The organism is Streptomyces colonosanans (assembly GCF_001866645.1).
In the GTDB taxonomy this organism is placed as follows: domain Bacteria; phylum Actinomycetota; class Actinomycetes; order Streptomycetales; family Streptomycetaceae; genus Streptomyces; species Streptomyces colonosanans.
Genome location: NZ_MLYP01000007.1, coordinates 33,773 through 52,069 on the forward strand (window position 1 = coordinate 33,773; position 18,297 = coordinate 52,069).

The 18,297-nt window shown below is 69.2% G+C and carries 21 protein-coding genes, 1 tRNA gene and 2 pseudogenes; 8 read left to right on the forward strand and 16 right to left on the reverse strand.

All coding sequences use genetic code 11. The annotated features are described in order from the left end of the window. Positions 1 to 139 precede the first annotated feature (139 nt). From BIV24_RS03110 to BIV24_RS03120, 3 genes are all read left to right on the forward strand, one after another. Positions 140 to 1,186 (forward strand): S66 family peptidase, encoded by a 1,047-nt coding sequence (locus BIV24_RS03110; RefSeq protein WP_071364563.1) that lies wholly within the window; start codon positions 140 to 142, stop codon positions 1,184 to 1,186. 69 nt (positions 1,187 to 1,255) lie between these two features. Beyond that, positions 1,256 to 1,603: an ATP-binding cassette domain-containing protein gene (locus BIV24_RS03115; protein WP_425442508.1), complete on the forward strand. Its 348-nt coding sequence runs from the start codon at positions 1,256 to 1,258 to the stop codon at positions 1,601 to 1,603. 135 nt (positions 1,604 to 1,738) lie between these two features. Further along, positions 1,739 to 1,921, forward strand: coding sequence for a hypothetical protein (locus BIV24_RS03120; RefSeq protein WP_071364565.1), 183 nt, complete (start codon positions 1,739 to 1,741; stop codon positions 1,919 to 1,921). Positions 1,922 to 2,079: 158 nt separating this feature from the next. Here BIV24_RS03120 and BIV24_RS36165 read toward each other — a convergent pair whose 3' ends face one another. Further along, on the reverse strand, positions 2,080 to 2,724 hold the full coding sequence (locus tag BIV24_RS36165; RefSeq protein ID WP_071364566.1) for an Lrp/AsnC ligand binding domain-containing protein: 645 nt from the start codon (positions 2,722 to 2,724) through the stop codon (positions 2,080 to 2,082). Between the two features lie 30 nt (positions 2,725 to 2,754). Here BIV24_RS36165 and BIV24_RS03130 point away from each other — a divergent pair, with 30 nt between their 5' ends. Next, positions 2,755 to 3,069 carry a hypothetical protein gene (locus BIV24_RS03130; RefSeq protein ID WP_071364567.1) on the forward strand — a complete coding sequence of 105 codons (315 nt, stop codon included), beginning with the start codon at positions 2,755 to 2,757 and terminating at the stop codon, positions 3,067 to 3,069. Between the two features lie 100 nt (positions 3,070 to 3,169). Here BIV24_RS03130 and BIV24_RS03135 read toward each other — a convergent pair. Further along, positions 3,170 to 3,490 (reverse strand): annotated as a pseudogene (locus BIV24_RS03135) (M1 family peptidase); the annotation flags it as partial. A gap of 315 nt (positions 3,491 to 3,805) precedes the next feature. Then, complete coding sequence (locus BIV24_RS03140) at positions 3,806 to 4,021, reverse strand: hypothetical protein (protein WP_071364569.1); 216 nt, start codon at positions 4,019 to 4,021, stop codon at positions 3,806 to 3,808. Between the two features lie 355 nt (positions 4,022 to 4,376). On the opposite strand from BIV24_RS03140, the gene BIV24_RS03145 reads away from it, so the two are divergent. Then, positions 4,377 to 5,330, forward strand: coding sequence for an IS481 family transposase (locus tag BIV24_RS03145; protein ID WP_071364683.1), 954 nt, complete (start codon positions 4,377 to 4,379; stop codon positions 5,328 to 5,330). A 324-nt stretch (positions 5,331 to 5,654) separates the two neighbouring features. Here the strand turns inward: BIV24_RS03145 and BIV24_RS03150 are convergent. Beyond that, positions 5,655 to 5,736 (reverse strand) — tRNA-Tyr (locus BIV24_RS03150). Positions 5,737 to 5,960: 224 nt separating this feature from the next. On the opposite strand from BIV24_RS03150, the gene BIV24_RS03155 reads away from it, so the two are divergent. Then, complete coding sequence (locus BIV24_RS03155) at positions 5,961 to 6,449, forward strand: YajQ family cyclic di-GMP-binding protein (RefSeq protein ID WP_071364570.1); 489 nt, start codon at positions 5,961 to 5,963, stop codon at positions 6,447 to 6,449. A 98-nt stretch (positions 6,450 to 6,547) separates the two neighbouring features. On the opposite strand, the gene BIV24_RS03160 is transcribed toward BIV24_RS03155, so the two are convergent. Continuing rightward, positions 6,548 to 6,814, reverse strand: a complete 267-nt coding sequence (locus BIV24_RS03160; RefSeq protein ID WP_071364571.1) for a GlsB/YeaQ/YmgE family stress response membrane protein — start codon at positions 6,812 to 6,814, stop codon at positions 6,548 to 6,550. A 191-nt stretch (positions 6,815 to 7,005) separates the two neighbouring features. On the opposite strand from BIV24_RS03160, the gene BIV24_RS03165 reads away from it, so the two are divergent. Next, on the forward strand, positions 7,006 to 8,265 hold the full coding sequence (locus BIV24_RS03165; protein ID WP_071364572.1) for an APC family permease: 1,260 nt from the start codon (positions 7,006 to 7,008) through the stop codon (positions 8,263 to 8,265). 127 nt (positions 8,266 to 8,392) lie between these two features. On the opposite strand, the gene BIV24_RS03170 is transcribed toward BIV24_RS03165, so the two are convergent. Both BIV24_RS03170 and BIV24_RS03175 read right to left on the reverse strand, forming a co-directional pair. After that, a complete protein-coding gene (locus BIV24_RS03170; RefSeq protein WP_071364573.1) occupies positions 8,393 to 8,959 on the reverse strand; it encodes an SMI1/KNR4 family protein in 567 nt (188 codons plus the stop codon). 203 nt (positions 8,960 to 9,162) lie between these two features. Further along, complete coding sequence (locus BIV24_RS03175) at positions 9,163 to 9,453, reverse strand: YccF domain-containing protein (protein WP_079167966.1); 291 nt, start codon at positions 9,451 to 9,453, stop codon at positions 9,163 to 9,165. A gap of 117 nt (positions 9,454 to 9,570) precedes the next feature. Here BIV24_RS03175 and BIV24_RS03180 point away from each other — a divergent pair, with 117 nt between their 5' ends. Beyond that, complete coding sequence (locus BIV24_RS03180; protein WP_071364574.1) at positions 9,571 to 9,972, forward strand: YccF domain-containing protein; 402 nt, start codon at positions 9,571 to 9,573, stop codon at positions 9,970 to 9,972. A 62-nt stretch (positions 9,973 to 10,034) separates the two neighbouring features. On the opposite strand, the gene BIV24_RS35940 is transcribed toward BIV24_RS03180, so the two are convergent. The 9 genes and pseudogenes from BIV24_RS35940 to BIV24_RS03215 form a co-directional block, all read right to left on the reverse strand. Further along, entirely contained in the window at positions 10,035 to 10,340 is a 306-nt protein-coding gene (locus BIV24_RS35940; protein WP_079167967.1) for a tetratricopeptide repeat protein, read from the reverse strand. A gap of 119 nt (positions 10,341 to 10,459) precedes the next feature. Further along, positions 10,460 to 10,623, reverse strand: a pseudogene (locus BIV24_RS35945) (YccF domain-containing protein); the annotation flags it as partial. Continuing rightward, a complete protein-coding gene (gene htpX, locus BIV24_RS03185) occupies positions 10,620 to 11,483 on the reverse strand; it encodes a zinc metalloprotease HtpX (RefSeq protein ID WP_071364575.1) in 864 nt (287 codons plus the stop codon). The pseudogene BIV24_RS35945 and the gene htpX, both read right to left, overlap by 4 nt. A gap of 217 nt (positions 11,484 to 11,700) precedes the next feature. Continuing rightward, positions 11,701 to 13,200, reverse strand: a complete 1,500-nt coding sequence (locus tag BIV24_RS03190) for an NADH-quinone oxidoreductase subunit N (protein WP_071364576.1) — start codon at positions 13,198 to 13,200, stop codon at positions 11,701 to 11,703. Next, on the reverse strand, positions 13,197 to 14,771 hold the full coding sequence (locus BIV24_RS03195; RefSeq protein WP_071364577.1) for a complex I subunit 4 family protein: 1,575 nt from the start codon (positions 14,769 to 14,771) through the stop codon (positions 13,197 to 13,199). The genes BIV24_RS03190 and BIV24_RS03195 overlap by 4 nt, the downstream gene beginning before the upstream one ends. 6 nt (positions 14,772 to 14,777) lie before the next feature. Continuing rightward, positions 14,778 to 16,769, reverse strand: a complete 1,992-nt coding sequence (locus tag BIV24_RS03200) for an NADH-quinone oxidoreductase subunit 5 family protein (RefSeq protein WP_071364578.1) — start codon at positions 16,767 to 16,769, stop codon at positions 14,778 to 14,780. Then, positions 16,766 to 17,131, reverse strand: a complete 366-nt coding sequence (gene nuoK / locus BIV24_RS03205) for an NADH-quinone oxidoreductase subunit NuoK (protein WP_071364579.1) — start codon at positions 17,129 to 17,131, stop codon at positions 16,766 to 16,768. Before nuoK ends, BIV24_RS03200 begins: the two co-directional genes overlap by 4 nt. Further along, entirely contained in the window at positions 17,131 to 17,763 is a 633-nt protein-coding gene (locus BIV24_RS03210; protein WP_079167968.1) for an NADH-quinone oxidoreductase subunit J family protein, read from the reverse strand. The genes nuoK and BIV24_RS03210 overlap by 1 nt, the downstream gene beginning before the upstream one ends. Beyond that, the gene (locus BIV24_RS03215) at positions 17,760 to 18,275 is read right to left on the reverse strand and encodes a 4Fe-4S binding protein (protein ID WP_071364684.1); all 516 of its coding nucleotides are present in this window, start codon (positions 18,273 to 18,275) and stop codon (positions 17,760 to 17,762) included. Before BIV24_RS03215 ends, BIV24_RS03210 begins: the two co-directional genes overlap by 4 nt. Positions 18,276 to 18,297 lie beyond the last annotated feature (22 nt).

The window sequence follows — 18,297 nt, forward strand, 5'->3', positions numbered from 1 at the left end:
GGACCGGAAGGCGGCCTGCCCGCTGCCGGGGCTCGGCCCTCGCCATGACGTGCGAGTCCGCGAACCGTCGCGTTCCGGCAGCAGACCCCACCGGAAATAGAGATGATCGGAAGTCGACCAGGCTCCTAATCTGACTGGCATGACCTCACCCGCGTATCCGCCCAAGCCCGTGCCCGGCGACCGTATAGCGATCATTTCGCCCGGGTCCGGTCTGCCGGGTCCTCTCCCCCTTCCTCACGAGCTGGGGCTCAAGCGGCTGCGTGAGGATTTCGGCCTCGAACCGGTGGAATACCCGAGTACACGCAAGATGGGCTCCACACCCAAGGAGCGCGCCGACGACATTCACGCCGCGTTCGCCGATCCCACGGTCAAGGCGGTGATGGCCAGCATCGGCGGCGACGATCAGATCACCGTTCTTCCATTGCTGGATCGCGAGCTGATCCGCGCCAATCCCAAACCGTTCTTCGGCTCGAGCGACAACACCAATCTGCTGGCCTTCTTGCACAATCTGGGCATTGTCGGCTATCACGGTGCCTGCGTGATGACCGAGATCGGCCGCCCGTACGCGCTTCATCCCCTGACCGCTGATTCGGTACGCGCGGCCCTGTTCACCTCGGGTCCATACGAACTCCGCCCCGCCGAGCTCTACCGCGACACCGACCGTGACTGGGCCGACCCGGCCACCTTCGAGAGGGAACCGGACTCGCAGCCCGCCGGCGGCTGGATCTGGCACCAGCCCGACCAAGTCGTCAACGGCCGTGCCTGGGGCGGCAATCTGGAGATCTTGTCGTGGCTGCTGATGGCCGACCGCGAGATCGAGCGCGACCCCGCCGCCTACGAGGGTGGTGTGCTGTTCCTGGAGACGTCAGAGGAATTGCCGAGCGCGCAGGAGGTCTTCCGGATCCTGCGCAACATGGGGGAACGGGGCCTGCTGGCTCGCTTCCCGGCCCTGCTGATGGCCCGTGCCAAAGCGTGGTCCTTCCAGCAGCCGAACACCATGGAGGACAGGCGGCGTTATGCCGCTGAGCAGCGGGACGCGGTGCTGCGTGCGCTGGCGGCGTATGCCGCGCGCACCATGGCGGTGTTCGACGTCGACTTCGGGCACACCGATCCCCAACTGGTGATCCCGTACGGCGGATCGGTCAGCGTGGACGGCCCGGCGCGGCGGATCACGGTGACGTACTGACGGTTCTGGGCGTCGTCCAAGAACTCACGGTAGGCATCACTGGCGGCGAACTGGCCGCCCGTGGTGCCCTTGCCTGCTCATCGGGGGGGCACCAACACACTCTCCGGCGGCCGGCGCCAGCGGCTGGTGATCGCCCGCGCGCTCGTCGCGCGGCCGCGCCTCGTCTTCTTCGACAAGGCGACCAGCGCGCTCGACAACCCGACGCAGGGCCTGGTCGCGGAGTCCACCCGCCGACTCGAAGCCGCCCGTCTCGTCACCGCGCACCGACTGTCGACGGTGCTCGACGCGGACCGCATCGTCGTGACGGACCCGGGCCGCGTCGCGCAGCAGGACCCGTACGAGGGGTTGCTGACCGAGACGGACGGGCTGTTCGCCCGGCTCGCCGGTCCGCAACTCGCCGCGCAGGGTCAGGAATGACCGGCGCGCCCTCCTGTCCGAACTGCCGCACGGTGAGCGGACTTTGCCGAAGCCGTTCCGGAGATCCGAACGAACTGGAAAGATCACCTACGTGACGCCGGTTGCGCCGGCCATCTGCACCGAGGGGGAGTAGACATGGACCAGCGACCCACCACGCGAGCCCGGTTCAACTGGTGGCTGCCGAGCCTGTACGCCGCGGCGATCGTCCTGACGGCGTCCTTCGGCACCGGCTCGGCGACGGGCATCGTCGCCACGGTGGGCGGCGTGCTGCTCGGCCTGTACTACGGCTTCGGCGCACGTCTGGGCCGCCGCGGCTAGTGCTGTGACCGGAAAGGTTTGCCGGAAAGCTCGCGGCGTCCGGTGCTGGGGACACCTCCCCCGCCCTTCAGGCAGTGGGGGAACATCGCAAGGCGGAGCATCACCCGCGTACCGGATGTATTCGGTCAGCGCCTGATCAGGCGGGAGGGAGGCCTGGTTCAGTGCATCGGCTGGAATGTCAGCTGCTTGACCCGCCGAAGGAACGGCGCCGTCCTGACGTGCTGAGCGCCCTCCAACTGCCCCAGTCTCCCGCTGAGATGCGTATAGAGGTCCGCGATGTCGCGGGTCATGGCCACCGTGATCACATTGCTTGGTCCGGATGTCGCGGCGGCGAACGCGATCTGAGGATGGGCTGCGAGCGCACGACCCGCCGTGTCCAGGGCCGAGGGTGCGGTGGTGATATCGAGCTCACCCACAGTGACAAGCGCCCCCTGCTCGTCCCTTGATCCATCAATCGCTCGCCCCCTGGGCCGGTGTCCCGCCGGTGCGCGGATCCGGTCTCTCGCCGGTAACTCAGCGTGGATGCTCGGCCGGACCTCCACGATGGCGTCGGCGTCCTCCTGGTCGCCCTCCTCGTCGCGCCAGAGGTAGACCCGCACGTGCTTCGCCCGGTGTAGGCCGCGCACCTTCCACTCGGTCATCAGGTCGGCGACGACGAGGGAAAGGGCGTACTGGGGGCCCTCGCTCGAATCGTCGGCGGTGATCGTGCCCCGCCACCGTTCGAGGTCGCTGCCGTAGGGGCGCCATCCCTCCGAGCCGTGCGGCTCGAACACCCGGTACACCCAGTCCGTCTCGGTGCCCATAGCTCCGATCCTGCCACGGCAAGGAGCACCATGCGCCGCATCGGATCCACCACCGCCGAGCGCGGGTCGACCGGCTACACCAAGCGCCCCGACGTCTTTGAGCTGGGCGACGGGTCCTTCTTGGTCATCGGCAAGGTGCCCGCCGCCGGGCAGGCGCCGACTGCCGAGCAGCGGCGCGCGATGGGCGCCTCCATCGGCGCCAACGAGCGGACGGTGATCCTGCCGTGCGACAAAGGTTGCAAAATCGCGTCGGACTCGGCGAGACCCTTGCCGAGGGCCGTGGAGGCGAGGTTCCAGGTGACCGTGCTCTCATCGATCTCGCCTTCGACCACGCCGAAGCTGTAGCGCATGCTCAGGCCTTCCCGAGCGGCTGCGCTACCTGCCGCCGGCGCGTGAGGCCCGGGCACGACATCGGGCCTCACGCGCCGTCTGAACCAGCGGACGGTCAGTGACCGCCCCCGTGGCGGTCACCGTGGTCATGGATGGTGTTCGTCTCGGCGATCTTCTTCCACGACTTGGGCTGCACCCGCTCCTTCGCCGCGCTCGCGGAGATGCCCGCCCGGGCAGCGGCCGGTGAGGCAGGCTTTGACGGGGTGAACAGCCAGGTGTCGAAGAGCGCCCCGAGGTCCCTGCCCGAGACCTTCTCGGCGTACGCGATGAAGTCGGCGACGCTGGCATTGCCGCCGGCGTTCACGGTCGGCCAGCCCTTCAGAATCGCGAAGAAGTCCTTGTCGCCGATCTCGTTGCGCAGGACCTGGAGGGCCAGCGTGGATCACCCGACGGGAGGTACCCCGTCGGCAACAGGGCTGGCGTCAGTTCCCGCAGTGCGCCGCTCCGTGCCCCACACGTGCCCCACACGTGCCCCACGATGCTCCCGGAAGCGTCGCCCTCGCGTTCGGGCGGAACCTTGTTGCTGCGTGGACTCCATCGACTTGCCACGCGTCAACCGGCCTCAGACTGAGGCCGGGATCGGCTGGCGTCCAGGGCGTGTCCGACGGGTCGGCACAGTCCCTGCGACTCTCCCGGCTACGCTCGCGCGGGAGCGCCCCGCAGCGCGTGGCTGCGGGGCGCCTTGTGGGGCTTAGTCGACCGTCTCCCCGTCGTACGTGCCGCCCCTGCAGGGGTTGCCCGGCAAGTCGATCCGGGGCTCTCCGCCGCCCTGCCTGCACTGATCAGGGGTGACGTAGGATGGGGCACCCTTTGCGGTGGCGGCGGTGGCGGTGGCGGCGCCTGTGAGGCCAAGTCCGGCGAGGGCTGCCGAGGCGATGACGGCGGCGAGAATTCGTCGAATGCGCATTTGGTTCCCCTTTCACGGATTACCTCGGTTGGGGCACTAGCCAGCTTGAGCTTCGCCCATGTGGGTGGCACGTCTTGGTGCGCCATTCAGGTGACATGGCTGTCGGGAGCGGGGCCGCTGACCCTGCCCGCCCAAGGCCTTCGCGGCCGACTGGGAAGGCGGGACGGACGGCGGAGCGATGGCAGCTCTGAGGGTGGGGACGGTCTGCATGACGCGACCCGTCAGACACGCTCTAGTTGTTCTGTCCGGGGAGGTTGTAGACGGTGACAGGGCTCACGGCTGACTGGTCTTGAAATGGGTGAGGGCCTTCTGGCTCGGTGTGGATTGCGACGTCTACACCAACCGAAAGGCCCTCGTGCCCCACCGTAATGCACCCCTGACCGAGACCGGTCGCCTGCGTCTGGCCCGTTGCGTGGTCGAGGACGGCTGGCCCCTGCGCCGGGCCGCCGAGCGCTTCCAGGTCTCGCCCACCACGGCCCAGCAATGGGCCGACCGCTACCGGCAGTTCGGCGAGACCGGGATGTGCGACCGGTCCTCCCGCCCGCACACGAGTCCGCGCCGCACCCCGACCCGCACCGAGCGCCGAATCGTCAAAGTCCGGCTCCTGCGCCGGTGGGGCCCGGCCCGCATCGCCCACTTCCTGGGCCTGGCCCCCTCGACCGTGCACCGCGTGCTGACCCGCTCCGGCCTGGCCCGCCTGACCCATCTGGACCGGGCCACCGGCCAGGTCATACGCCGCTACGAACGCGAAAGGCCCGGCGAGCTGGTCCACGTCGACATCAAGAAACTCGGCAACATCCCCGACGGCGGCGGTCACAAGGCCCTCGGCCGCCCCGCAGGCCGCAAGAACCGCTCGAACGCCGGCTACAGCTACATCCACACCGCCGTCGACGACCACTCCCGCCTCGCCTACAGCGAGATCCTCACCGACGAGAAGAAGGAAACCGCCACCGCCTTCTGGACCCGGGCCCACGCCTACTTCACCTCGTGCGGGATCACCGTCGAACGCGTCCTCACCGACAACGGCGCCTGCTACAAGTCCCACGCCTGGCGGGAAACGCTGACGCAGGCCGGGATCACCCACAAACGAACCCGGCCCTACCGACCCCAGACCAACGGCAAAGTCGAACGCCTCAACCGGACCCTGCTCGACGAATGGGCCTACGCACGCCCCTACCGCTCCGAGGCCGAACGTCGCGCCGCCTTCAGCGACTGGCTGCACACCTACAATCACCACCGCGGACACACCGCGCTCGCAGGCAAACCACCCGCCAGCCGCGTCCCCAACCTCACAGGGCAATACAGCTAGTGCCGCGATCACGGCCGCAGGATCGCCGCCGCGTACACCACGTGAGGTTCGTCGGACTCGGGAGGCACGAAGCGAGTTCGGTCCACTTGGCTCAGGTCCGGAGTCGAACCTCAGTTGGTGGCTGAGGCTGCGAACGCCAAGATCTCAGCCCGCCTGGGACAGCACGGCTGAGCAGCCGAAAATCCCGTCCGTACGCCGTCCACGCACCCCGAGACGAGACGTTCGAACGCGAGACAGAGTAAGACAGTCCCTCGATCACAGGGGTACATGACGAAGGGCCCGTGACCTGCTGAAACAGCAGGTCACGGGCCCTTCGTTTCCGTGTGGCGGCGCTAGGATTCGAACCTAGGAAGGCTGAGCCGGCAGATTTACAGTCTGCTCCCTTTGGCCGCTCGGGCACACCGCCAAGTTGTTGTCGAGGAGGCCGCGTTTCTGCGGTGCTCCCTGGCAACGACGTAAACGATACCTGATGCGTAGGGGTGCTTCGCCACCCGATAGATCAACGCCCCGACGGGCGAGGGATGGCTAGGCTTATGCGGATGCGGCCCGGGATCCACGCCGGGCCGGGCGGCCGCTCTCCCGCACGCCGATACGCATCCCGATCCATCCCGATACAAGGAGCCACAGGACATGGCCGACTCCAGTTTCGACATCGTCTCGAAGGTCGAGCGGCAGGAGGTCGACAACGCCCTCAACCAGGCCGCCAAGGAGATCTCTCAGCGCTACGACTTCAAGAACGTCGGCGCCTCGATCGCCTGGTCCGGCGACAAGATCCTGATGCAGGCCAACTCCGAGGACCGAGTGAAGGCCATCCTCGACGTCTTCCAGTCGAAGCTGATCAAGCGCGGGATCTCCCTGAAGTCGCTGGATGCCGGTGAGCCGCAGCTCTCCGGCAAGGAGTACAAGATCTTCGCCTCGATCGAGGAGGGCATCTCCCAGGAGAACGCGAAGAAGGTGGCGAAGATCATCCGCGATGAGGGCCCGAAGGGCATCAAGGCGCAGGTGCAGGGCGACGAGCTGCGCGTCACCTCGAAGAGCCGCGACGACCTGCAGGCCGTGATCGCCCTCCTGAAGGGCAAGGACTTCGACTTCGCGCTGCAGTTCGTGAACTACCGGTAGAACTTTCGGCGGTTCGGTGACCGTACGAGGAAGGGTGGTCACCCCAGCGCACGGGGTGACCACCCTTCTCTGCTGCCGGCTGCGGCTTCGAGGGGCCTTCAGCGACGTGAGTCACCGAACAGGACGCGGTAGAGGATCAACAGCACGAGCGAGCCTCCGATCGCGGCCAGCCAGGTCGCGCCGTCGTAGAACTGCTTCGTGATCGGGTGGTGCAGCCAGCGGGCGGAGATCCAGCCGCCGATGAAGGCACCCGCGATGCCGATGAGGGTCGTACCGATGAAGCCGCCGGGGTCCTTGCCCGGCAGCAGGAACTTGGCGATGGCCCCTGCCAACAGCCCCAGAATGATCCAGCCGACAATTCCCATGCCTTGAACCCGCCTCTCCGCGCTCTGCCTGCGCTGTGCTCCTGCTCAGGCCAGGCTGTGTTCATGCGTCGACGCCGCCGCCCGATGCCACCGGTCGCGCTCGCACCTGCGTTTCGAACGGCTGGGTCGTCATCGGGAAGGACGCCTCGGCGACAGCCACCGGTTGCCGAGGATCAGTAAGGTTCGGTCCCATGACACAGTCCGGGGCGCATCGGCCCGGTGACGTGGGATTGCGCCGCACCCTGGGGGTCGGGGACGCCGTCGTCACCGGGCTCGGTTCCATGGTCGGTGCCGGCATCTTCGCGGCCCTGGCCCCCGCGGCGCACGCGGCCGGATCCGGGCTGCTGCTCGGCCTCGCGGTCGCCGCCGTGGTCGCCTACTGCAATGCGACCTCCGCGGCTCGGCTGGCCGCCCTGTACCCGGCCTCGGGCGGTACGTACGTGTACGGGCGCGAGCGGCTCGGAACGTTCTGGGGGTATCTGGCGGGCTGGTCGTTCGTCGTCGGGAAGACCGCCTCCTGCGCGGCGATGGCGCTCACCGTGGGGGCGTACGTCTGGCCCGGGCAGGCACACGCGGTGGCGGTCGCGGCCGTGGTGGCGCTGACCGCCGTGAACTACGGCGGCGTGCAGAAGTCGGCCCTGTTGACACGAGTGATCGTGGCGGTGGTCCTGGCTGTCCTCGCTTCCGTGGTGGTCGTGTGTCTCGGGTCCGGGGCCGCCGATGCCTCACGACTGTCCGTCGGAGGCGCCAGCGCCGGCGGGGTGTTGCAGGCGGCCGGGCTGCTCTTCTTCGCGTTCGCCGGGTACGCGCGGATCGCCACCCTCGGCGAGGAGGTACGGGATCCGGCGCGCACCATCCCGCGTGCGATCCCGCTGGCCCTGGGCATCGCGCTGGTGGTGTACGCCGCGGTGGCCCTCGCGGCCCTTTCCGTGCTGGGCGCGGACGGGCTGGGGGGTGCGGCGGCGCCGCTGGCCGACGCGGTACGGGCGGCGGGCGTGCCCGGTCTCGCGCCGGTGGTGCGGGGGGGCGCTGCGGTGGCGGCCCTGGGCTCGCTGCTGGCGCTCGTCCTGGGCGTCTCACGGACCATGCTGGCCATGGCGCGCGACCGGCACCTGCCGGGTGCCCTGGCCGCCGTGCACCCGCGCTTCCAGGTGCCGTACCGGGCCGAGATGGCCGTGGGTGCCGTGGTGGCCGCGCTTGCCGCGACGGTGGACGTGCGGGGCGCGATCGGTTTCTCCTCCTTCGGGGTGCTGGCCTACTACGCGATCGCCAACGCATCCGCCTGGACGCTGAATCCGGCGCCGTCATCGCGCGTTGTACCGGCTGTCGGACTCCTCGGGTGCGTCACGCTGGCGTTCGCGTTGCCAGGGGTGTCGGTGGGAGTGGGGGCGATTGTGCTGGCTGTGGGGGCGGCGGCGTACGGCATACGGCGGTGGGGTGCCGCGCGGTAGTCGTCCGGGCGTATCCGGGCCACCCGTCGGTGTCCGGCAGTCCGTGCCGTGCGCTCGGCGCAGCCACCGCCGCACGAGCACACCTCACGCCTCTTCCCGCACTGCCGCCGCCGCGCGCAGATGCCCTTCACGACGCCCGCGTGGCACCCGTACGTATCGAGAAGTCCGGCCATGGCGCCAGGTCCGTGCCGTCGTCGGTCTCCTCGTACCAGCCTGTGCCGTCGAGCCAGGTCTGAAGCCATTGCGCGAGACCCGGGGCGTCCACGTACCAGGCGTGGTCGGCTTCGTCGACGTTGGGGTCATAGAGCAGGACCGCGCCGCGCGGGGTGTGGCAGTCCACGCACGCGTACATTCCGCAGCCCCAGTGGGATATCGGCAGAACGCCCTCGGGCCAGGGCCAGGCGGGGTCCTTGCGGGCGCTCTCGCGATTCGCGAGGTACTGCGGGACGGCGGCCGGTTCGCCGGCCGGTGGGCTGTCGAGCAGGGGCAACAGACCGTACTCCGGGCCGAATCCGCCGTCTCCTGCCCGCAGATACAGCGCGGCGAGCAGCGGCGGCAGGGAGAAGCCCAGAGCCGCCTCGGCGCGGGCGAGCACGGCGTCGTCCACGGGCTCCGGGAGCGAAGGCCAGCCCCAGGGGCGGGTGTTGCGGGCCTGCTCCGCCACCCTTTCCAGCAACTGCTCGGTGTCGGTCATGGGTTCATGATGCAGGGCGCCACTGACAGTCGGGCGGCCTGTGGACAACCCTCGGATCCCTCCCGCGGCGGATGTCGACGCGTCGTTCTGAAGAGGTGGGCACCGCAGGGTTCGGGCCGCGCCTCCCGTACATGCGCCACGTCGCACGAGCCCCCGATGGTTCCGGAGGTATAGCGGCGGTCCCGCCCCGGCCGGGCCTCTCGTCAGCGTGTCGCGAACGGCTGCTTCGTAGGCACGATTTCACGCCCCAGCGGAAGCAGCGAGACCGGGATGAGTTCGAAGCCGGCGATGCCGAACGGGATGCCGGTGATCGTGATGCACAGGGCGATGCCCGTGACGATGTGGGCGATGGCCAGCCGCCAGCCGGCCAGGACCAGCCACAGTAAGTTGCCGATGCAGGACGGCGCCCCGGCGCCGGGCCGCTCCACAGTGGTGCGGCCGAACGGCCAGAGTACGAACCCGGCGATGCGCAGCGACGCAATGCCGAACGGGATCGTCTCGGAACGTTCCCGATCACGCTACAAGGCCGTTGAGGTTCCGTCTGAACGCATGACCAGTTGATACTTGTGGTGGCAGGCAGTGCCGACGGACCAACCGGAGAGGTAGCGATCATGAAGCTGCTCAACTTCCTGCTCAACATCCTGTGGCTCGTCTTCTGCGGCCTCTGGATGGCGATCGGTTACCTGATCGCTGCGCTGATCTGCTTCATCTTCATCGTCACCATCCCGTTCGGCATTGCGTCGCTGCGCATCGCCGGGTTCGTACTCTGGCCGTTCGGCCGCACCACTGTGGAGCGACCCGGCGCCGGGGCGCCGTCGTGCATCGGCAACGTGATCTGGATCGTCTTCGCGGGCTGGTGGCTGGCGCTGGGGCACTTGATCACGAGCATCCCCCTCTTCCTGTCGGTCATCGGCATCCCCTTCGGCTGGGCAAACCTCAAGATGATTCCCATCTCCCTTACGCCGCTGGGCCACGAGGTCGTGTCAACTGAGGAAAGGTTCGGCGGACGCTGAATTCAGCTCTCGGTAGTGGAGCCCCGGCACGGCGAGCCGGGGCTCTCTCGCGTCGAAGCGGATCAGGAGCTGATCCATTTCAGGTAGGTGAGACGGGCACTGCCCAGACGGGTGATGGGGTGGTCCTCGCCCAAGTCGCGTAGGCAATCGGTCAGGTTCTGTTCAAACAGCGGGATAGCCCGGCCGAATTTCCCCGCTGCCCCGTAGGCGCCCGCGAGATTGTTGCGGGAGACGAGCGTGTCGGGGTGGTCTGAGCCCAGTGCACCCCTACAGCCTCGCCGTGGGTGAGCTGGCCTTGCGCTGGGGCGCCCAGGTCGACGCCCGGCCCCTGCGCGCCCATGATCAAAGACACCGGCCCCACGATCCAAGCCTCAAAACACTTCAACGCCTGGACGGCAGATGACACGTGGAACCGCGTGACCGCTGCTCTGTCAGACATGGAGCAGGTCTCTCCCCGAACCTCGGCTACTACCGTCGATGATCACCGAAGGGCGCGTCGACCCGAGCGCAATGCTGAACCCAGAAGAACGATGCCGAACGGGATGCCGATAACCGTGATGCAGAGCAGCACTCCCGCGAACAAATGGCCCAGGAAAAGCCAGAAACCGCTCAGGACCAGCCAAGCCGTATCACGTTCAGGATCGTCTTCACTGGTGGCGACCTGCCATCTGCTCGAGTCGGGCGATGCGCTCCGCCATCGGCGGGTGCGTAGAGAACATCTTGGAGAGCCCCTGGCCCGGCCGGAAGGGGTTCGCAATCATCATGTGGCTCGCCGTCTCGATGCGCGGCTCGTGCGGCAGCGGGAGCTGGCTGGTGCCCATCTCCAGCTTGCGCAGAGCGCTCGCGAGCGCGAGGGGGTCGCCGGTCAGCTGGGCGCCGGAGGCGTCCGCCTCGTACTCCCTGGAGCGGCTGATGGCGAGCTGGATGACGGTCGCGGCGAGCGGGCCCAGGATCATGATCAGCAGCATGCCGAGGAGGCCGGGGCCCTCGTCGTCGTTCGAGCGGCCGACCGGCATCAGCCAGGCGAAGTTCACCAGGAACATGATCACCGAGGCGAGGGCACCGGCGACCGACGAGATCAGGATGTCGCGGTTGTAGACATGGCTCAGTTCGTGCCCGATGACGCCGCGCAGCTCGCGCTCGTCGAGGATGCGGAGAATGCCCTCGGTGCAGCACACGGCCGCATTGCGAGGGTTGCGTCCCGTCGCGAACGCGTTCGGTGCCTCCGTCGGCGAGATGTACAGGCGAGGCATGGGCTGCCTTGCCTGGTTGGAGAGCTCGCGGACCATGCGGTACAGCGCGGGTGCCTCGAACTCGCTGACTGGGCGCGCGCGCATCGCGCGCAGCGCGAGCTTGTCGCTGTTCCAGTACGCGTACGCGTTCGTGCCGATCGCGATGAGCACCGCGACCACCAGGCCTGTACGGCCGAAGAAGCTACCGATGACGATGATGAGGGCGGACAGTCCCCCGAGGAGTACTGCGGTCCTGAGTCCGTTGTGCCGGCGGTGCACGGTACGCCCTCCAAGTGGTGCGGCAGGGGAACCCTTTGCCTGTGAATGCTGTTGACTCCACTTCTCAGTGGACCCTCCCGTACTGGTCAACGCCAGGCGGGGAGCGCAAGTTCCCTTGTGCGCGGGCCGCAGCCTGTGACCCGTCCGGGTGATGCGCCGGCATCGCCTCACGCGCGCGTGCGCTTGTCTCATGTGCACGCGCGCGTGACGGCGCCCGTCAGAAGAGGCCGATGGCCGAGAAGCGGAGCACCAGCTGGGGCGCCCCGGAGAGGGCGATGCCCAGGACGGCGGTCAGGGCGATGGCGGCCGTGAGCGGGGCCGGGGCGCGGTGCTTCTCGGGCTCGCCTTCGGGGGCGCGGAAGAGCAGGGCCGTCCACTGGAGGTAGTAGAAGAGCGCGATCACCACGTTCACGGCCATGACCACGGCGAGCCAGCCGAGGCCGGCGTCGACGGCCGCGGAGAAGACGGTGACCTTCGCGAAGAGGCCGATGACGCCCGGCGGGAGGCCCGCGAGGCAGAGCAGGAAGAAGGCCAGGAGCAGGGCGGCCAGAGGGTTGGACGCGTACAGGCCGCGATAGTCGGTGATGCGGTTGTGGGCCCTCGTACGGCCCACGAGGGCGGCCACGGCGAAGGCTCCGAGGTTCACCGCCGCGTACATCAGGGCGTACGCCACGGTGGAGCCGATCGACTTCTGGGCGTCCTTGGAGTAGGCAGCCGCGGCGATCGGCACCAGCAGGTAGCCGGCCTGGCCTACGGAGGACCAGGCGAGCAGGCGTACCGCGCTGTACGCGCGCGTGGCCTGCTGGCGGAGCGCGCCGACATTGCCGACGGTCATGGTGAGGGCGGCCAGCGCGGCGAGTGCCGGGCCCCAGACGTCGGAGTACGACGGGAGGGCGACGACAGTGACGAGGATCAGGCCGGAGAAGCCGACCGCCTTGCCGACGACCGACAGATAGGCGGCGACCGGGAGGGGCGCACCCACGTAGGTGTCGGGCACCCAGAAGTGGAACGGGACCGCCGCCGTCTTGAAGGCGAAGCCCACGAGGGTGAGGACGACGCCCGCCTGGGCGAGCGTGTGGAGCTGGCCGTCCACGTGCTGGATACGGTCGGCGATCCGGGTGAGGTGCAGGGTGCCCGTGGAGGCGTACACGAAGCTGACGCCCATGAGGCTCACGGCGGTCGCGGTGACGGAGGACAGGAAGAACTTCAGGGCGGCTTCGGAGGACCTCTTGTCGCCGTACCGGATGCCGACGAGGGCGAACGCGGGCAGGGAGGCTACTTCCAGGGCGACGATGAGGGTCGCCAGGTCGCGGGAGGCGGGCAGCAGGGCCGCGCCGGCCGCACTGGAGAGCAGCAGGAACCAGAACTCGCCTTCAGGGACTTCCTTCTTGGCGTCCTTGAGCGCGGTGACCGACAGGAGGGCGGCGAGAAGGGCGCCGACGAGGACGAGGAACTGGATGACGAGGGTGAAACGGTCCGCCGTGTAGCTGCAGACGTGCGGGTCCCCCTTCAGGCAGAAGGTGGCACGGTCGCCGTTCAGTAGGGGCAGCAGCATGAACATCGCGGCGGCCAGTCCCGCGATGGAGACCCAGCCCAGGAGGGGCTTGCGCTGCTCGGTGAGGAAGAGGTCGGCGACGAGGACGACGAGTCCGACGACCGCTGCGAGGGTGGGCGGCGCGATCGCCAGCCAGTCGACGGACTGGACGAGGGAGCTCATCGGGTGCCTCCTGCCAGGAGCTGCTGCACGGCCGGGTCGGTCAGGCCGAGGAGGGCCTTCGGCCACAGGCCGGCGGCGACGGTGAGGGCGACGAGCGGCGTCCAGGCCGCGAATTCGTACATGTGGACGTCGGCCAGTTTCGGGGCCTCCTGCGGGACGGCTCCCATGCAGACACGGCGGACCACGACGAGCATGTAGGCGGCGGTGAGCAGGGTGCCGAAGGCGGCGATCGCCATGAACGTGAGGAAGGCCGGGCGGCTGAGGTCCGCGGCGGGCTTGAACGCGCCGAACAGCGCGAGCATTTCGCCCCAGAACCCGGCGAGTCCCGGCAGACCGAGTGAGGCGACGGCGCCGAAGGCGAGCAGGCCGCCAAGGCGGGGGGCCTTGCTGTAGAGGGCGGCGCCGGTCTTCTCGGACAGGGTGTCGAGGTCGGTTGTGCCGGTGCGGTCCTTCAGCGCGCCGACCAGGAAGAAGAGGAGACCGGTGATGAGGCCGTGGGCGATGTTGGCGAACAGCGCGCCGTTGACGCCGGTCGGGGTCGTCGTCGCGATGCCGAGGAGCACGAAGCCCATGTGGCCGACGGAGGAGTAGGCGATCAGCCGCTTGAGGTCGCCCTTGGCGCCCTGTTTGGCGAGGGCGAGACAGGCGAGGGACCCGTAGATGATCCCGACGACGGCGAAGGCGGCGAGGTACGGCGCGAAGGTGTGGAAGCCGTGGGGAGCAACCGGCAGGATGATCCGAACGAACCCGTACGTACCCATCTTCAGCAGGACCCCGGCCAGCAGGACCGAGCCGACGGTCGGTGCGGAGGTGTGGGCGTCGGGCAGCCAGCTGTGCAGCGGCCACATCGGCGCCTTGACCGCGAGTCCGATCCCGATCGCCAAAACGGCGATGACCTGCACGGATGCGGTGAGTGACCGGCCGTTGTCAGTGGCGAGTGCCACCATGTCGAACGTGCCCGCCTTGATTCCGATCAGGAGCAGGCCGAGCAGCATGACGACGGAGCCGAGCAGCGTGAAGAGGATGAACCTCCAGGCGGCCCGGGTCCTTCCCGCACCGCCCCAGCCGGCGATGAGGAAGTACATCGGGATGAGGACCATCTCGAACGCGAGGAAGAACAGCAGCAGGTCGAGGACGGCGAAGGTCGCGAGGGTGCCGGACTCGAGGACGAGCAGCAGGGCGACGAAGGCCTTCGGCGACGGGCCCGAAGGCAGCTTGAAGTACGAGAAGAGCGCGCAGAGGAAGGTCAGCAGCGCGGTCAGGAGCAGGAGGGGGAGGGAGATGCCGTCGATGCCCAGGTGGATCCGCACGTCGAGCGCAGGGATCCAGCTGATGTCGGTCGTGGCCTGCATCGTCGACGGGTGGGCGTGGTCGAAGCCGAGCGCGAGGACGATCGCCGCGATGAGCACGGCGCCGGTGACCGTCACGCCGTGCCGCAGCACGGCCTGCTCGGGCGACTTCCCCTTCAGTCCGGGCGGGGCCGGCAGGAGGGCGGCGAGCGCGCCGATGAGCGGCACGACGACGATGAATGCCAGAAGGATCTGCATCACGGACTCACTGATATCGATCACGCCGGCTCACACTCCCGTGGCGACGAGGAGGGCGGCCACCGCCAGGACGACGGTGCCGGCGAGCAGCGCGCTCACATAGGTCTGCACGTTGCCGGTCTGGGCGCGCCGTACGGCGGCGCCGAGCAGGCGGGGTAGGGCACTCGCGCCGTGCACGTAGGTCTCGACGACCTCGCGGTCCAGGAACCGGACGAGGCTCGCTCCGGCCCTGACCGGGCGGACGAAGAGCGCGTCGTACACGGCGTCCAGGTGGAAGCCGAGGGCCGCATGGCGGTGCAGCGGGCCGAGCAGGAGGCGTCCCGGGTCACCGGGGTCGGGCGCGTAGGCCACATCGCCGTACGCGGGCGCGCGGCTCGCGATGGCCTCGGCCTCGACCAGTCCGGCGTCCGCCTCGGGGTGGGCCGCCACCGCTCCCAGGGGAGCGCGGGCCGCGAGCGCGGTGGTGTGCTGCCAGGCACCGTACGTGACAAGGCCGCCGACCAGGGCGAAGCCTGTGCCGAGGACGGAGGTGGTGAGCGTCGGCGTCAGGTCGCTTCCGCCGAACCAGTCCGGCAGGACGCGGTAGGTGAGCCCGAACGCCAGTGAGGGGACGGCGAGCACCCAGAGCACGGCGTTCATGACGAGGGGCTGCCTGCCGTGGTCGGGAGCCTCGGCGCCGCGGCCGCGGAATGCGAGCAGCCACAGACGGGTCGCGTACCCGGCGGTGATCAGTGCCGTGACCAGGCCGGCGACGAGGACGATCCAGCCCGCGGCGCCGGGAGCGTGCTCGGTGTGGCCGGTGGCGACGTGCTCGGCGGCACCGAGGACGGACTCCTTGGAGAAGAAGCCGGCGAACGGCGGGATCGCGGCGAGCGCGAGGAGCGCCACGGTCATCGTCCAGTAGGCGTCGGGGACGCGGGCGCGCAGGTCCTTCATGCGGGACATGGCGGCCAGCGAGTTGGTGCCGGCGGCGTGGATGATCACACCGGCGGCGAGGAAGAGCAGCGCCTTGAAGGCGCCGTGGGACAGGAGGTGAAAGACGGCGGCACCGCGGTCGCCGACGGCGAGGGCACCGGTCATGTAGCCGAGCTGGCCGATCGTCGAATAGGCGAGGACGCGCTTGATGTCGTCCTGGGCGAGTGCCGCGAGCGCCGAGCCCGCCATGGTCACGGCGGCCATGACGGCAAGGACCACCATCGCGGCCGAGGAGGCCTCGAAGACCGGGAGGAGACGGGCGATGAAGTAGACGCCGGCGGCGACCATCGTCGCGGCGTGGATCAGCGCGGAGACGGGGGTGGGGCCCGCCATCGCGTCGGGAAGCCAGGTGTGCAGCGGGAACTGTGCCGACTTGCCCGCTACGCCGGCCAGGAGCAGCAGGGCGATCAGGGTCGGGTGGTGCAGTCCGCCGCTCGCGACGGTGCCGAGGACCGTCGTGATGCGGAAGGAGCCGGCGTCGGTGGCGAGCGCGAACAGGCCGATGAGGAAGGGGACGTCGCCGAGCTTGGTGACCAGGAAGGCCTTGATGGAGGCGGCGCGGGCCTCGGGGGTCTCCCAGTAGTGGCCGACCAGGAAGTAGGAGCAGATGCCCATGACTTCCCAGCCGACCAGCAGCACGATCAGGTCGCCGGAGTAGACGACCAGGAGCATGGCGGAGCTGAACAGGGAGACGAGAGCGGCGTAGGAGGGGTAGCGCGGGTCGTCGCGCAGATAGCCCGTTGAGTAGATCTGCACGCAGGTGGCGACGACGCCGACCAGGATGGCGACGAGGGCGGCGAAGCCGTCGATGTGCAGGGCGAGCTCGATGGGGACCGAGCCGGTGGGCGTCAGCTCGGTGGCCGAGTCGAGGGCCCGGCCGCCACCCTGGCGTGCGGCGACCAGCACCGCCAGCACGAGTGAGGTGAGGGTCGGCAGGACGGCGAGCGGGCGGACGAAGCCGGGGGCCGTGCGGCCGAGCAGCAGGCCGGCCGCGGCGCCGAGGAACGGAAGAAGGGGGACGAGGACGGCGAGGGTGGTCGTGGTCACGCGGTGGCCTCAGCCTTCTCAGCCGCAGGGGTGTCGTCTTCGTGGCCCTCGGCGGTGTCGCGGAGCCTGTCGATGTCCGAGGTACCGCGGTTGCGGTAGACAGCCAGGACGATGGCCAGGCCGATGCCGATCTCGGCGGCCGCGATGGCGATCGTGAACAGGGTCAGGGCCTGGCCGGAGTGCAGCGTCTCGCGGGCGGTCCTGCTCAGCCAGACGTCGAAGGCGACGAGGTTGAGGTTGACGGCGTTGAGCATCAGCTCGACCGACATCAGGACGAGGACCGCGTTGCGGCGGGCGAGGACGCCGTACAGGCCCGTGCAGAAGAGCAGGGCGGAGAGCACGGCGGGATAGGCGAGGTGCATCAGCGGACACCTTCCTTCTCGCTCCGGCTGCCCGGGACGGTCGGGGTGCTCGCCGCGGTGGCCGCCGCGTCCGCCTTGGCCTTGCGGGAGAGGACGATCGCGCCGACCAGGGCGGCGAGGAGGAGGACGGAGAGCGCCTCGAAGGGGAGGACCCAGTGCTGGAACAGGCTCGCGCCGGTGACCTCCGTGGAGCCGGACGCGGGGCCGCTCAGGTCGATCCAGGTCGTGCGGAAGGCGTCGACCACCACCCAGACCAGGGCGGCCGCGGCGGCTATGGCCACGGTGAGGGCGGCCCAGCGGTTGCCGGAGTCGGCGTCCGGGGAGCGGCCGATGGGGGCCTTGGTGAGCATCAGGCCGAACAGGAGGAGGACGACGACGGAACCGACGTAGATGAGGACCTGCACCCAGGCGATGAACTCGGCGGTGAGCAGGAGGTACTCGACGGCGAGGCCGCCGAGGGTCGCCACGAGCCACAGGGCGGCGTGCACCAGCTGTTTGGTGGAGACGGTGACGAGCGCGGCGCCGAAGGTGACGACACCGACGAGGAGGAAGGCGATCTCGACGCCGGTCGGGGAGAGGAAGCCGTGTGTGCCGGCGGCGGCCGTGGCCAGCGCGGCGGAGGCGGGGTTCACGACTCTCCTTCCTGTGGATCGGCGGGGGCCTCGGTCGGTTCGGTCCGGGCTGCGGCGAGCTTCTCGGCGGTCTTGCGGGCGGCGGCGATCTCCTTGGGTTCCTCCGCGCCGGGGTCCAGGGCGGGCGGGGCGGGAACCGTCCACATCCACTCGCGGAGCTTGTCGCGTTCGTGGGTGAGATCGCGGATGTCGGTCTCGGCGTACTCGAACTCCGGGGACCAGAACAGGGCGTCGAAGGGGCAGACCTCGATGCAGATGCCGCAGTACATGCAGAGGGAGAAGTCGATGGCGAAGCGGTCGAGAACGTTGCGGCTGCGCTCGCGCCCGCCAGGGGTGGCGGCCGGGACCGTCTCCTTGTGGGAGTCGATGTAGATGCACCAGTCCGGGCACTCCCGGGCGCACAGCATGCAGACCGTGCAGTTCTCCTCGAAGAGTCCGATGACGCCGCGGCTGCGCGGCGGGAGCGCGGGCTGGACGTCGGGGTACTGCTCGGTGACGGACTTCTTCGTCATCGTGCGGAGGGTGACGGCCAGG